This is a genomic window from Nocardia sp. NPDC004340, assembly GCF_053602575.1.
In genome coordinates, this window is the sequence record NZ_JBSGDW010000005.1 from 346,932 (window position 1) to 360,895 (window position 13,964).

12 protein-coding genes and 1 tRNA gene are annotated in these 13,964 nt (G+C 62.2%); 5 read left to right on the forward strand and 8 right to left on the reverse strand.

The window, feature by feature from the left end:
- Nucleotides 1-4: 4 nt before the first annotated feature.
- The 3 genes from ACWEOI_RS22670 to ACWEOI_RS22680 form a co-directional block, all read right to left on the reverse strand.
- Nucleotides 5-1,456: an FtsW/RodA/SpoVE family cell cycle protein gene (locus tag ACWEOI_RS22670; protein ID WP_433667237.1), complete on the reverse strand. Its 1,452-nt coding sequence runs from the start codon at nucleotides 1,454-1,456 to the stop codon at nucleotides 5-7.
- On the reverse strand, nucleotides 1,453-2,505 hold the full coding sequence (locus ACWEOI_RS22675; protein ID WP_452360897.1) for a hypothetical protein: 1,053 nt from the start codon (nucleotides 2,503-2,505) through the stop codon (nucleotides 1,453-1,455). Before ACWEOI_RS22675 ends, ACWEOI_RS22670 begins: the two co-directional genes overlap by 4 nt.
- Before the next feature lie 113 nt (nucleotides 2,506-2,618).
- Nucleotides 2,619-3,620 carry a polysaccharide deacetylase family protein gene (locus ACWEOI_RS22680; protein WP_452360898.1) on the reverse strand — a complete coding sequence of 334 codons (1,002 nt, stop codon included), beginning with the start codon at nucleotides 3,618-3,620 and terminating at the stop codon, nucleotides 2,619-2,621.
- A gap of 124 nt (nucleotides 3,621-3,744) precedes the next feature.
- Between ACWEOI_RS22680 and ACWEOI_RS22685 the strand changes: the two genes are divergently transcribed.
- Nucleotides 3,745-5,067, forward strand: a complete 1,323-nt coding sequence (locus ACWEOI_RS22685; protein ID WP_452360899.1) for a putative glycoside hydrolase — start codon at nucleotides 3,745-3,747, stop codon at nucleotides 5,065-5,067.
- Between the two features lie 3 nt (nucleotides 5,068-5,070).
- Here the strand turns inward: ACWEOI_RS22685 and ACWEOI_RS22690 are convergent, their stop codons facing one another.
- Nucleotides 5,071-5,310: a hypothetical protein gene (locus ACWEOI_RS22690; protein ID WP_452360900.1), complete on the reverse strand. Its 240-nt coding sequence runs from the start codon at nucleotides 5,308-5,310 to the stop codon at nucleotides 5,071-5,073.
- Nucleotides 5,311-5,336: 26 nt separating this feature from the next.
- On the reverse strand, nucleotides 5,337-5,627 hold the full coding sequence (locus ACWEOI_RS22695; RefSeq protein WP_452360901.1) for a hypothetical protein: 291 nt from the start codon (nucleotides 5,625-5,627) through the stop codon (nucleotides 5,337-5,339).
- Nucleotides 5,628-5,936: 309 nt separating this feature from the next.
- Between ACWEOI_RS22695 and ACWEOI_RS22700 the strand changes: the two genes are divergently transcribed.
- A tRNA-Ala gene (locus tag ACWEOI_RS22700) sits at nucleotides 5,937-6,012 on the forward strand.
- Between the two features lie 138 nt (nucleotides 6,013-6,150).
- On the opposite strand, the gene ACWEOI_RS22705 is transcribed toward ACWEOI_RS22700, so the two are convergent.
- Nucleotides 6,151-7,290, reverse strand: a complete 1,140-nt coding sequence (locus ACWEOI_RS22705) for a recombinase family protein (protein WP_452361064.1) — start codon at nucleotides 7,288-7,290, stop codon at nucleotides 6,151-6,153.
- A 583-nt stretch (nucleotides 7,291-7,873) separates the two neighbouring features.
- Between ACWEOI_RS22705 and ACWEOI_RS22710 the strand changes: the two genes are divergently transcribed.
- Complete coding sequence (locus tag ACWEOI_RS22710) at nucleotides 7,874-8,203, forward strand: hypothetical protein (protein WP_452360902.1); 330 nt, start codon at nucleotides 7,874-7,876, stop codon at nucleotides 8,201-8,203.
- A 291-nt stretch (nucleotides 8,204-8,494) separates the two neighbouring features.
- Here the strand turns inward: ACWEOI_RS22710 and ACWEOI_RS22715 are convergent, their stop codons facing one another.
- Together ACWEOI_RS22715 and ACWEOI_RS22720 are read right to left on the reverse strand one after the other, a co-directional pair.
- Nucleotides 8,495-9,091: a hypothetical protein gene (locus tag ACWEOI_RS22715; protein WP_452360903.1), complete on the reverse strand. Its 597-nt coding sequence runs from the start codon at nucleotides 9,089-9,091 to the stop codon at nucleotides 8,495-8,497.
- Complete coding sequence (locus ACWEOI_RS22720; RefSeq protein ID WP_452360904.1) at nucleotides 9,088-10,620, reverse strand: RNA-directed DNA polymerase; 1,533 nt, start codon at nucleotides 10,618-10,620, stop codon at nucleotides 9,088-9,090. Before ACWEOI_RS22720 ends, ACWEOI_RS22715 begins: the two co-directional genes overlap by 4 nt.
- A 989-nt stretch (nucleotides 10,621-11,609) precedes the next feature.
- Between ACWEOI_RS22720 and ACWEOI_RS22725 the strand changes: the two genes are divergently transcribed.
- Both ACWEOI_RS22725 and ACWEOI_RS22730 read left to right on the forward strand, forming a co-directional pair.
- On the forward strand, nucleotides 11,610-12,602 hold the full coding sequence (locus ACWEOI_RS22725; RefSeq protein ID WP_452360905.1) for a CBASS cGAMP-activated phospholipase: 993 nt from the start codon (nucleotides 11,610-11,612) through the stop codon (nucleotides 12,600-12,602).
- The gene (locus ACWEOI_RS22730; protein WP_452360906.1) at nucleotides 12,599-13,948 is read left to right on the forward strand and encodes an SMODS domain-containing nucleotidyltransferase; all 1,350 of its coding nucleotides are present in this window, start codon (nucleotides 12,599-12,601) and stop codon (nucleotides 13,946-13,948) included. Before ACWEOI_RS22725 ends, ACWEOI_RS22730 begins: the two co-directional genes overlap by 4 nt.
- The last annotated feature ends 16 nt before the right edge of the window (nucleotides 13,949-13,964 follow it).

A 13,964-nucleotide genomic window follows, 5' to 3' on the forward strand; every position in this document is an offset into this window, starting at 1 on the left:
CGGTTCAGCGGCGGCGCGGCAGCAGGCGGCGGGACACGTGAGCGGTCAGGTCCTCGGCGATCGGCGGCACCGGCGCGGTGGGGCGCGCGGGCGGCGGCGGGGCCGAGCGGGCGTCGCCGGAGATCCGGATGAGCAGCGCCAGAATGATGTAGTTGGCCAGCAGCGAGGAACCGCCATAGGACATGAACGGCGTGGTCAGACCGGTCAGCGGAATCAGTTTGGTGACACCGCCGACCACCACGAACAACTGCCAGCCGATGGAGAACGCCAGCCCGCCGCCCAGCAGTTTGCCGAACGCGTCGCGGGTGGTGAGGGCGGCGCTGAAACCGCGCACGCACAGGATCAGGAACAGCGCCAGCACCCCGGCCAGCCCGACCAGTCCGAGCTCCTCGCCGATGGTGGAGATGATGAAGTCGGTCTTGGCGAACGGCACGTCCTGCGGCCGGCCATTGCCCATGCCGGTGCCGATCAGACCGCCGGTGCCCATTCCGAACAGGCCCTGCGAGATCTGGTACCCCGTCGTGTAATACGTGGCCAGCGGGTCCTGCCACACCTGGACGCGCACCCGCACGTGCGCGAACAGCCCGTAGGCGATGATCGCGCCGACCGAGAACATGGCCAGCCCGATCAGCAGCCACGATGCCCGCCCGGTGGCGATGTACATCATGGCCAGCACGGTCCCGAACACCAGCAGCGAGAAGCCGAGGTTCTTCTCGTACACCAGCACCAGCACCGCGACGAAGGTGACCAGCAGCAGCGGCGCCAGATCGCGCAGGCGCGGGAAGGTCATGCCCAGGAGGCGTTTTCCCGCCGTGGTGAACAGGTCTCGGTTGGCGACCAGGAAAGCGGCGATGAAGATGATCAACAGCACCTTGGCGAACTCACCGGGCTGAATCGAGAAGCCGCTGATCAGAATCCAGCTCTTGCCACCGTTGACCTCACTGAAGCGCGACGGCAGCAGCGCGGGGATGAGCAGGAATACCACTCCGGCCAGTCCACAGGTGTAGCCGTATCGGGCGGGTTTGGTGTGATCGGGCACCAAGGCCAGCACCAGCACGAACAACGCCATGCCCAAGCCGGTCCAGATCAGCTGGTGCGCCGAATCCGAGGAGGGAACCGGCTTGCCCGCGTGCGCGGCCTGCGCCGCCTCCGCCCGGTCGAGCCGGTCGATGAGAACCAGCCCGATCCCGTTGAGCAACACCACGCACGGCAATAACACCGGATCGGCCGCGGGCGCCCATCGCCGCACCGCCAGATGTGTGACCAACACGAACACGGTGAAGACGACCAGCGCCCGAATGCTCTGCCCGTCGAACCCGCTGCCGGTGGTGGAGGTCATGGCCAGATACGCGAATCCGGTCAGCGCCAGCGCCGCCGCGCACAGTAGCAATTCGGCGTTGCGCGGAACCCGTCCGCTCGACCTCGCCGGGGCAGGGCTGTGCCGAATTGCGCTCACACCGAACAGTATCGCGCGCGATACCGGATCAGGAGCCAAAGCAGCAGGGCTTCCGCGATGGCGGTGAACACGGTCAGGAATTGGCTGAAATAGCTGGCCAGCACGTTCACCACGGTGAGCGACAGAATATTGGACCAAATGCCCAGTCGGACACCGATATCCACCCGGCCGCGCATCCACTGCGCCGCCGCCACCGCGCAACCGACACCGACCAGCAGTTCCGCGGCCGCGGCGATGCCCAAGCCCGCCAAGGCCTTCCAGCCGTGATTCTGGGTGACGTCGAGGAAGTGATCGAGGGCGGGGGAGGGGGAATGCCGGCCCGCCAGCACGATGACGGCCAGCATCAGCCGCAACAGCGTCCAGACGGCATGACCGATGAGGACGGCGATCAACACCGCCGCCATCACCCGTTGCGGGAGCACGGCGTCCTCGGCCCGCCGATACGCCCGCCGAAATCGCCCGAAACGGGAGGGTTGAGCGGCCTCGTGGGTGGTGCGCAGATAGTCGCCGAGCGCGTCACACAGGGCGACGGTGTCGGGGGTGAAGCCACCGCGGTCCACGCGGTCGAGACTGTGCAGCAGGGCATTGCGCTGTTCGACGCTGATCGGCGTGCCCACATCCATGCCGACCTGTTCGACGACATCGGCCAGCACCAGGGCGGGCGGGCGCACGCGGCTGCGGGCGGCGTACCGGGCGACCAGCACGATCAGCAGGAAGGCCAGATAGATGATGGGCGCGGCGAGCGGGAAGAAGTAGTCGTTGTCGGAGGTGATGAACTTCCCGACCTCGTCGATGAACAGGCCCAGCCCCACCCCGGACAGCGCCGCCGCGGTGGTCAGGGAGCCGCGACCGGCGAACAGGAACATCACCAGACAGGCGATGACCAGCAGCAATCCACCGAACAGCGCATGCGCGATGTGGTAGGTGCTGCCGCCGATCTTGGGATAGCCGGCGGCCATCAGGTACAGCCGGGTGATCACGACGGTGAGCCCGAAGCAGACCGCCATGATGGTGACCAGGCGGCCGGAGCCGGGTCGCCATCGCATCATCGCCACACGCTCGCCGAACACGGGATCCACCGTGACACAGATCCGGCCGCGCCGGTGCCGAACCGCGGCAGCGCGCAGTGAACCGCGGGTTGCCTGGGCCGCTGCCCCCGCGGTCAGTACGGTTGCGCGGTCGAGTTCCAGCTCACGGCCAGTTCCGCGGCGGCCGCGCGCGGGAAGGAGACGTGCGTGGCGTCGCCGTCGGAGGTGTAGCGCTCGGCCGGATTGGCCGCCAGCCAGTCGAGCCAGTAGCCGGAGTCGAACGCGACGGGGCTGCGGCCGGAGCGGATTCGGGGGATGCCCGCCGGGTCCAACGCTGCGGTGAAGGGCGAGGCGGCCGGGTTGGAGCCGACCAGCAGGACGCCGCCGAACCGGTAGGGCGTGCCATCCCAGCTGCCCGCGCGGGCCAGGCCGTGGTCGGCGGGATAGGCGCCGAGCGGCAGGGCCATGGACCGGATGGTGGTGCCGGGGGCGGCGGCGGTGATGGCGCGGATGTTCTGGACCAGTTCGCGTTGCACGTCGGCGGGCGGCAGCTGACCCAGATTGGCGTGGGTGGCGGTGTGCGCGCCGATGTCGTAGCCGTGGCGGACCAGCCAGGGCAGGGCGCGGGCGTCCTCGCCGAAGGGTTCGTTATTGATGTAGAAGGTGGCGGTGGCCGCGAAATCCGGGTGGCGGGAATGGAATTGCTCGAGCAGGCCGACGGCGCAGTCGGGGGTCGGGTCGCCGGCCGGGGTGAGGGTCAGCTGGCTGCCGGTGGAGTCGTCGAAGGTGAGGACCACCGGATGGGTGCCCGCGGGTAGGTCGATGACGCCCGACAGGTACTCGGTGATGGTGATCGGGCGGTAGCCCTCGGCGTGGAGCCGCTCCAGTTCGGCGGTGAATTTCGCCGGGGTCTGGTCGTATTCGCCGGCGGGCGCGGGTTCGACGCGGTGATACATGAGGATCGGGATCTGGCCCAGCTCATTTGCGGCGACCGCGGCCGGGTCCGGTGGCCTGGCCGCAGCCGGGGGTGGGGCGGGCGCGGCCGCCGGGCTCGGAGCGGTGGATCCTCCGCACGCGGTGGCGGTCGCGCACAGCAGCGCCGCCGTGACCATTCGCAGCATGGTCGACGCCTTCATCGCCGCAACGCTACGCGGCGACAACGGTTTTGACGTGATCTCGGCGAAAATCGGACGTTGTTCGCATACAGGCGAGATAGTGATGCCCAACAGCCCTCTGTGGAAGTTGGTGTCTAGGTTGCTCATGCGACTCCGGTCGATCCGCCGACGGCGGTCCGCCCTGCTCGCGATCGGCGCGGTGCTGTGCCTGGTGCTCGCCGGGGTGGTGTTCGTCTTCGGCCGCAGCCGCCCTTCGGCGGCCGTCCAGCCGGCAACTCTGGAACTCGCGCCGACCCCCGCCGCCACCTCCTATCGGGACCCGGTGCTGGTGCGCGGCAAGGCGATCGGCGCCAAGCAGGTCGCCATCGGCGACCAGTCGGTGCGTCCCGGCCCGGACGGCTCCTTCGAGATCCGGCTGCCGCACGGTCCGGTCGACGCCACGGTGGTGGCGACCGGTGCGGCGGGGGACACCGTCGTCAGCCCGGTGAAGGTCGAGGTGACGCTGCCGCGCATCCGCGCCGTCCACGTCACCGCCTACGCGTGGGCCTACGACCCGATGCGGGAGGCGGTGCTGGATCTCGCTCGCCAGGGCCGCATCGACACCGTCCAGCTCGACATCAAGGACGAGGACGGCATGATCGGCTACGACTCGCAGGTGCCGCTGGCCCGCGAATCCGGCGCCACCACCACGATTTACGAGGCCCCGGCCGCGCTGAAGCAGCTGCACGACATGGGATTGAAGGTGATCGGCCGCATCGTCGCCTTCCGCGATCCGACCGTGGCCGTGTGGGCCTGGCGCAACGGACACCCCGACTGGGTGATCCAGAACGCGGGCGGGCAGCCGTACTCCAGTGGTTACGGCGCCATCGCCTTCACCAACTTCGCGAGCCCCGAAATCCGGTCCTACAACCGTGATCTCGCCGTCGAGGCGGCCAAGCTCGGCTTCGACGGCATCATGTACGACTACATCCGCCGCCCTGACGGCGGGCTCGGCGGCATGCAGTTCCCCGGGCTCACCGAATCCCCGTCGGACTCGATCGCCAACTTCCTGCGCGACTGCCGGGAGCCGATCCACCAGGCCGGGGCGTCGTTGAGCGCCGCGGTGTTCGGTATCGCCGCGACCCGGCCCGACGAGATCGCCCAGGACATTCCGTCGATGGCGCGCTACTCGGATTTCCTGGCGCCCATGCTGTACCCGTCGCACTGGCACGCCGGGGAATACGATGTCGCGAGCCCGAACTCGCAGCCCTACGACATCGTGTTCCGGTCCCTGCAGGACTTCCGGGCGCGCACGGCGGGGACCAGCGCGCAGGTGATTCCGTGGCTGCAGGACTTCAGCCTGGGCGTCTCCTACGGGGACGAGCAGGTGAAGGCGCAGATCGACGCCACCTACGCGGCGGGGTACAACGGGTTCTTCCTGTGGAACCCCGCGGTCACCTACCACCCCGGGGCGATGGTCCCGAACTAGCCGTCAGCCCCGGTTCAGGGTCGCGCCGAGCGGAGCGACGGTGAGCTGGGATCGGGTGGCCTGCACGGTCACCTCGAAAACCGGCTTGCCCGTGAGGGGTCCGTTCACGAAGCCCGCCAGTTCCGGGTTTCCGGCCGGGTCGGCTTCGCGGACGTCGAGGGCGCCTTCGAGTTCGCGGGGATTGTCGTCCAGTCCGGCGGCGCGCGGCAGCAGTCGCAGGCCGTCGGTGGTGTAGAGCTGCACGGGGTGGTCGCGGCCGGTCGGTGAGGTCAGTGTGGCCGGGTGTTTGGTCTGCGCTCGGTCAGCTGATCCGGCGCCGACGGCAGCGGCCCCTGGTCCTGCCAGGTGTACCGCCCCGGAATGTGATTGGACCCCGCCATATCCAGGTCGTACTTACGCGTGAACATGTCCCCGTACCGGTTCATCACGAACGTCACCGACCCCGACACCGACAGCGACTCCGACACGAACCGCCCACCCATCGGCCCGCCGATCTCATAGCTCAGATCCGCCGGCAGCCACGGATCCTGATACGTGATCCGAGACCCGTCCTGCGACAAGGCGACCAACTCGACCAGCCCCGCCGTGGTCGGACGGCGGAATCACCTGCAACGTACCGACAGCCGGCACACACCCCAACGGCCGACTCCCCACCCCCACATCCCCCCTCGCGACACCCCCGCCACCCAGCACCACCACCCCCACGGCAACCGCCGCAGCCACCGACCTCAACCCCGAGCGCCCCGTCATCCGTGCAATCCAACCCACCCTTCCCGTGAAAGACCCACCTTTACCAGGCGATTTGCACACCCCCAACCCTCATGGTGTACCTTCGTCCAGTCGCCGGGTAATCCCAGCGACAACCGCAAGGGGCTATGGCGCAGCTGGTAGCGCACCTCACTGGCAGTGAGGGGGTCAGGGGTTCGAATCCCCTTAGCTCCACCATGACGGTCTTACTCGAAACCCTGACACGAAAACATCAGGAAGCCTGAGTAGGCCCGTCAAGGTAGAAGTTGAAGGAGCCTCCACGATGTGGGGGCTCTTTTGCTATTGTCGATCGGCTATCCCCGTAACCGCGATTGGTTAATCTACCCACGCATCCTTGTAGACCGCCAGCGCATCGTGGATTTCGCCGAACAGTGGCTTCTTGTCGTCCTCCACGACGACATCCGGCTCGTCAATGTAGAAGCGTTCGTAGAAGGTCTGGTTGAGATGGCGCCGGGTCTTGCCATCGGCGTTCTTGTAGAGCGTGTAGGGGTCCTCCAGCAGGCTCAGCGCGTCACGAAGGACTGTTGCACCGACCGCAAGCTGCTCGCCGGTGTTGATCAACCCGGCCTCGATCCTGTTCCGTTCAAGCGTGATCGCATTGAGCTTGGTCTTGATCTTGGCTTGGGGGAGGGCCGCATCCGCCGCGAGGTCGACCAGATTCTTCTCTTGGGCTTCAAGCTGATCGAGCCGGCGCTTGAGACCAGCATGCCGCTCACGCACGTTGCCCTGCTCGTCATCGATGGCCGAGTTGAGTTGGGCTCGTACCTCAGTGACGTAATCTTCAGGAAGTTGTAGACAGCGGTATCGTTCAGCGATGGCATGCTCGACACGTTCGATGCGAAGGTGGGGAAGCTCGCATAGCCCCTCCTGCCGCCCCCGGCAGACGAAGTAGCCATACTTCTGTTTGGTCTTGCTAGTGACCTCGGAGTAGATGAGACGTGAGGTGCGTCCCTGTCCGCGGCACCGATTGCAGAAGAGATCGCCTCTAAAGTAGTGCCGATGGATGTGGTCGCGCTGGCCAGGGGCGCTGCGAGTGTTCAGAATGTTCTGGACTTGGTCGAATAACTCCTGGCTGACCAGCGCCTCATGACGGCCTGGATACAGGTCCCCCTTGTAAACGACGAAACCGGCGTAGTAGGGATCGCGGAGGATGCGATGCCAACTGCTGTCGTTAACGGGCTTCTCGACCGGGTGACGGCCCGAGAGTCGGGTTGTCAGCCCAAGTTCAGCCATGACGTCAGCAAGTCGATCGATGCTGTACTCGTCGGTGGCGTACAGTTCCCATCCTTTCCGCACCAGATGCGCCCGTTTCGGATCGAGTGCGATGGCGTTGACCAGTCGTCCCTCGATCTCGATGCGGGCGTTGAGGTAGCCGATGCGGGCACGTTCGATCGTGCCGCCGTTGCCTGCGCTACTCCGACATCCGCGATCGGATCCGTGAGTCGAGCGCCGCAGTGAAGGTGGTCATCCTCGATTGCTGCCACAGCGGTAGGGCATTCGGTGCCGACTCGATGGCCGCCGACGTCGACCAGAACGAGGTACTCAACGAGCTTACTGTTATCACTGGCACCTACGTCCTGACAGCCACAGACACGATCAGAAAGTCTGCGGCATCCGCTGGCCCTGCGGGTTGTACGGCTTTCACCGGCACACTACTGAACGTCCTTCGCGGAGGAGCTGTCTCGTCGGCCGAGTACTTGACCATGGCCGCAACGTTTCCACTGCTGCGACGCGGGCTAAGGGGCTCAGGCTTCCCTGAACCAAGATCAAGCGGGCGTGACAGCGCCTCCCAGGTCGCGCTAATTCGAAACCGTCAGCAAACTTCCACTGCTCAACCCACCGCACCACAGGACTCTGGGCCGGAGCCGATGGTGCTCGATCATTCGGTTGTGAGCGGCTGGCGACCATCGGTTCTGACGCTTGACGAGGTCGAAAACCTCAATCTCTCGCTTGCTGCCAGCAGCTTGAAGCGCTTCGGTCGCAACAAGACTCAGGAGCAAATCGTTGATAGGAGGCTGTCGACGCCTTCCTTCTGCGGGTGAAAGAGTGGCTGACGAACCCAGACAGTCCACCGATCAAACCCAACGAGACCTGGCCGTACGTATTCCCGACCGCCGGCCGCTTCGCCGCTGGATACAAGTACTGGCCCTTCAACCTGTTCCGGATCCGAGTAATGAACGAAGCTCTCAGGAGAGATGGCCAGTTCTGGATCGGTATCGTTGAAAAGCTGCCAACCGCCCGCGTCGATCGACCGATGAGCCTTCGCTTCGATCTCAACTCACCACCCTACGGCGAAGAAGCAGAGCTGTTGGAACAGATGGAGAAGGTCACCCCTTGGCGTAGGCATCGTGCGTGCAGAGAACGGTGAACGTTTCTGGACGACGCTGAGCCTCTCCGGTTGGAGACCTGGGTTGGGATCAGGGTCTTTTCACCGAGGCTCAAATCTGGCGCCGTCGTTGAGTTTATCCCTCGTGTTCCGGTGTGGCACAACATGATGCAGGCAGCGCACATTGTGCCGATGATCCATGGCGGGTAATCCCACGGCGGCTGCGGGCATGCTGGGTTACTGCAGTCAACTCTCCATTGCTCGTTCGGCTGGTGCAAAGTGCTCCAGGTGCCACCGCCTATACCCTGCGGGCGCTGTGCGGGGGCGACAGACTCACCGGTCTTGCACTGCACGGTCGAGTGATTCGATAAGATCCCGGCATCTGTCTGCTGCGTCAATAAGGTTCTGCTCCGCAAGAACTATCCGATTATTCTCAACTTTAATTCCGGCGTTGAGCAACTGGTCTGGAATTGATGTACCAGTTTGCTTCTGGCGGCGGGTAAGTTCACCGAGCCCGTGAGCGATGGCGTTGCGCGCATGCGATAGTCGCTCGACCGAGGTCCAATTCACTGCAGGCTTAGTGATGTTCAACCACTTCTTGTATGCGGTCTGCTGTTCTTTCCAGGTATTGGTTGCGCCGATCAGGCTGTCGTCAACCACAGCTGTCAGTACTGAGCTCGACACACCTGCGAAGGTTTGCTCCACCTCGCGTGCAAGGAGGTCTGCAGCGAAGGCCTCGGTGATTGACAGCAGACGCAGCAACGTAGCCTGACGCTGTTCTTGTACGCGATCGGCGGCCGAGTGCGGACGAAGACGCCCAGGGGGCTCCGAGGCGATGGCGTCCACTGCCAGCTGGTGCGAGGCCAGGGTCCGATTAAGCAGCGTGGTGAACGCCTCGGCCGAATCCGAGGGTGTTGTCGGCGCACTCATTGCTGGGCTTCGTGGGCTGCGAGCAAGACCCGGTCGAGTGCATCGTCTGCGGTTGCCTCCGCCTTGGCAGCGTCGAGACCGATGAGTCCAACGAAGGCCAACCTGCGCCATTCGGGACCAACTCTGTCGACCGCCGCGGCGACTACGCCCGAGTCCCCGCGGCCGATCTGGCCTAGTGCGGCCGCGGCGCCGGCGGCGACAGCTGGATCACCTGCGGCAACACATTTCTCAAGCCAATTCTCGTATGTGGACGGTCGTGTTCCCGCGCCGCTTCCCGCTGCCGCGTAGGTGAACCACAGTGACTGCCACGTGCTGAGGATGGCCTTGGAGACGATGCTATCCAACCTTTTACGCACCGCACCGCGATGCTCATGTTCTATGCGTCCCAACTCCCGTAGATACAACGCCGCCTGTGGTGTGAGTGCCGGCTCCACACGAACTATCGTCTCTATCCAAGCGAGTGGCGCCGCATCGCCGGCGGTGCCGAGAACTGGTAGCGCGCGGCCGAGGAGGTCCCGTAGAACCGCTGCGTCCCGGTCTTCAAGATGCTCTTCTCCGACCCAGTCTTTCCACAGCTCGAATGCTCGTCGTCCAGCCGCCAGTCGACGCTGGTCTTCGTCGTCAGAACCCTCTGCCTCGGGTTGATCGACCGATTCAGGTTCGGCGTTCAGGGACTCATAGCCCCGCTCAAGAAGTCCTAGATCAACGTCGGTGCCGCCCTCGCCGTTCGGGTCGAGGAGATGCTGCTGTGCCTCGGCAAACGCGGTCAGTGAGTTCTCGTAGTTCCCACGAAGGTAGGTCCGGGTCTTGGTCTCATTGAGTACCAACCCCAGTTTCCGCACTTCGACCTCACATGCTTCGAGGGCACTATGAGCTGCCTGCAGGGTTGGCGCGGCAAGCCTGAAATCATCGGAGTAAGTAAAGGTTGCGTGCCCACGCCGGACCAGGCGTCGCCGAGCTGGGTCGATGTACACGTCGCCAAAGATGTCGCTGGCTGTGTGCACCTGCGGTAGCCCGACGTGTCGGCCGAGCACGGCGGCCAAGACATCGCGCAACACATTGACGGCCATTTGGTCGCCTGTCTGTCCCACGAGTTCGGAGGCGAGGAGATCGTGGTCGATGAACTCGTAGTATGCGGTGACATCTGCGACGCAGATGTATCGCGCTTCGGCAACCTCAAGCGGTGCACGGCGGAACTCTTCAATCGATGTTCGGCCTCGTAGACGGTCCGGAAGCCGGGTGCTCAAGCGACGTGCCAGGATTCGGTATAGGACACTGTCTTCCAGGGTCAGCGTGTGCAGAGGTCGTGTGCCCCGCCACTCCTTGTTGGCAAACACGACGCTGGCACGTCGACCCCACCCTCCTGACCGCAGTTGGGGGATCAGCCATTCTGCTACTGCTGAGGGATCCGTGGAAAGCAACTCGTAATCCAAACGACGAGGCAAAAGGCGCCCATGCCAACCCAACTCATCGTTGACCGCGCGAAGAACATCTTCGCGTGCCAGGAACCTGCCGTCTATCCCCGCCATCGCCAGCTCCTGGTTTGTACCCGATCTCCATACACAGACGACAGCATTTCACCTGACGGCGGCGCCGGTCACGGGTTCGGCGCGATGAATGGTGCTCACATCGGGAGGCCCAGCTCAAGCAGCGAATCGCGGTCTTCCGGGGAGGCAAAGTCTTCGATCGACACCTCGTTTGCGGCAACCGGACCGATATCCACTCCGACATCGTCTTGAGAATCAAGCCGAATCTTGACCCGACACCCACTCACGTGACAGACATAACAAAGTCCTACCAGTCTCGTTGTTTAGGCTTGCTTCCACCCGTCGGCCGCATCGGCACTCCCGCCTTGATCAGAGCTCGTCGCACCGTCCCCGGCCACACCCCGAACTGTGTACCGATCTCGGGCAGTGACTGTCCCTCTAAATACATCTGGGCCGCCGTCTGAACGTCGCTCTCGCTCAGTCCAGCCGCTGCGCGAGCTTATGGACTCGAGGCGGGGGAGTGTTTTCATCTTCCGGCCGTTTGACCTGCAACGATGGCATCATCTCTACCAATCGGCGTAAACGTTCCGACTGGTATGCGGGTTTGGAGTAGGCCGCCAGGAGGCCCACCAAATTGATTATCCTAACTAAATATTCTTCCAAAATAACAGAGGTCCGCATGTACCGGTGCGGACCTCTTCGCGTGTCGCGGCGAGTTTGCGCCGTGCTGGAGATAGGCTCACTACCTCGGTGAAAGGTTTCGAGCCCCATACCGGGTCTTGGGCCGGTACGTGGTTTTCGACTTTGCGCGACCTCTGTTGAGCTGAGCTGAAATGTACCGGTGAATGTTGTAATAAATGCATATGGGCATTGGCGCTGAATCATAGAGCTTATGTTAATTGACGCATTGTCAATGTAATGGTCGTGGGGTTATATTTGATATGAAAATAAAAGGAGGGTGACCTGGGGTGGAGTGATCCGGGTGGTGCGCATGAATAACATCTAAAATTTAGAGGATCTGTAACTAGAGTATGGAAACAAATGAAATTGCCTTGTGTGACGAGGTTTGCGTTCCTAAGAAGATACTTTGTATTGATGGCGGCGGGATCAAGGGCGTTTTCCCGGCCGCCTTTCTGGCTGACGTTGAAGAAAAACTTGATCGACCAATCGTTGATTATTTCGATCTCATCGTCGGTACGTCGACCGGCGGAATCATAGCGCTTGGGCTTGGCTTGGGTCTGTCCGTAAAGGAGATTCTCGGCTTCTATGAGCAACGAGGGCCTGAGATCTTTCGGGGGAATCGAAGTGTCGGGCTTGTCCGGTGGCTAGGCGCTGCTAAGTACAATCCGAAGCCACTGATAGCCGCTCTCGAAGACGTCTTTGGCGATCGAGTCTTGGGTGAGAGCAAGACCCGGCTTGTCATCCCGTCGCTCGACCTTGAGACCGGTCAGGTGCACGTCAAGAAGACTGCTCATCACCCGCGGTTTGAGCGCGACTATCTGGAGCGGGCCGTTGACGTTGCCTTGGCCACGGCCGCTGCCCCAACCTACTTTCCAACGCATCGCTCTCAAGCGGGTGTCCCTCTTATTGATGGCGGGATGTGGGCTAACAATCCCATGGGAACCGCGGCAGTCGAGGCGCTCGGTGTTCTGGACTGGAGCAAAGGTGACGTCCGGCTCTTGAGCGTTGGCTGTACGGACTCACCCCTAAATGCTGGCGCGAATCGGAAATCTCGCCTCGGGCTTAACTACTGGGCGACCCGCTTGGTATCTGTCATGATGGCCGGCCAGTCTTCTGGCTCTATCGGGGCGGCGATGCTATTGCTTGGGCATGACAACGTGAAACGTATCTCTCCTATCGTGAATAACGGCCGCTTCAAGCTTGACCGTACGAGTGATATCGAAGCGCTCCGAGCGCTGGGCGCGTCAGAGGCTCGGACGCAACTACCCCTTATTCGGGAGATGTTCTTTACTCAGGCGGCCGAGCCCTTCGTGCCGCTGCGATCGGTCGGAGGCGCCAAATGAAACTGATCAAACATTTCAACTCCTTCCTGGTGAACAAGGTAAATCTGAGAGACACGCGTATTGCGCAGCTTGACAGTCGTGTCACCGCCGTCGGTAACTATCTGTCATCCGGTACCGATATAATCTCCGAGCACTTTCTTGAACTCATTCCTCAGGGCTCTTATGCGCAGCGGACCATCATCAATCCGGTCCAGTCGAACGATGAGTTTGATGCTGATGTACTGCTTAGTATGAAGGAGGTCGACGGCTGGGATGCCGACGACTATGTGCAGAAGCTATACACCGTGTTTCGTGCTGGCGGCACGTATCGCGAAATGGTCAGTCGGCACGACCGGTGCGTCAAGGTTGACTACGCCAACGAGTTCCATATCGATGTAGTGCCCTATCTTGAACGTCATGACGAGCACTTCATCACGAATCGAGTCACGAACGAATTTGAGCTGACGAACCCGGAAGGGTTCAATGAGTGGCTAGACGAGAAGAATCGAATTACGAGCGGTCGGCTGATCAAGGTCATCAGGTTGCTGAAGTACCTTCGCGACTACAAGAATACTTTTTCGGTACGTTCTGTGATCCTTAATATCCTTGTGGGCGAACGTGTCAACGATGTTCAGCTGATGAATGACATCGATTACTACAAAGACGTGCCGACGACACTCAAGCATATCCTCAAGGATCTAAATGAGTATCTCCAGGCTAATCCAACGGTTCCGCTGATCTGTGATCCGAGCTGCCCGACAGAGAGCTTTAATCACCGTGTCGATCCGGACGAATATGTGAACTTCCGAAACAAGGTCGCCTACTACTATGAAAAGGTATCAGACGCTTACGAAGAACCCGACCGGGAGCTCAGTAAGACGAAATGGCGGGCTGTGTTTGGCGAAGATTTCGCCACGTACGATACTGAAGTCAAAACGGCGTCGAATGCACACATTGGCCGCACTGGTGTTGCGGATACCGTCGAAACGCTGGAGGGGCGTTGGGGAATCCCGATCCACTTAAGTCCCTTCTATAGTGTGCGTATCGGTGCTCGTCTTGAGCGTATGCCTGGATTTAGGGCTTACGAGCTTCGAAAGCACGGAAACACCGTTGCGCCGGGGCGTACTATCCTGTTCACTCTTGATAAAGTCAACGTACCCGAACCATTCTCCGTGTATTGGAAGGTGCGCAATACTGGCGAAGAAGCTATTGCGAATAACTGTGTTCGCGGACAGGTTGTCAAGGACAACGGACGTCGCTCTATGAGCGAGCCGACCAAGTATAGGGGTCAGCATTACGTCGAGTGCTATATCGTTAAGGATGGTGTTTGTGTTGCGGTAGATCGACATCCGGTGGTCATTAGGTAATGTCATGCCCCGCCTC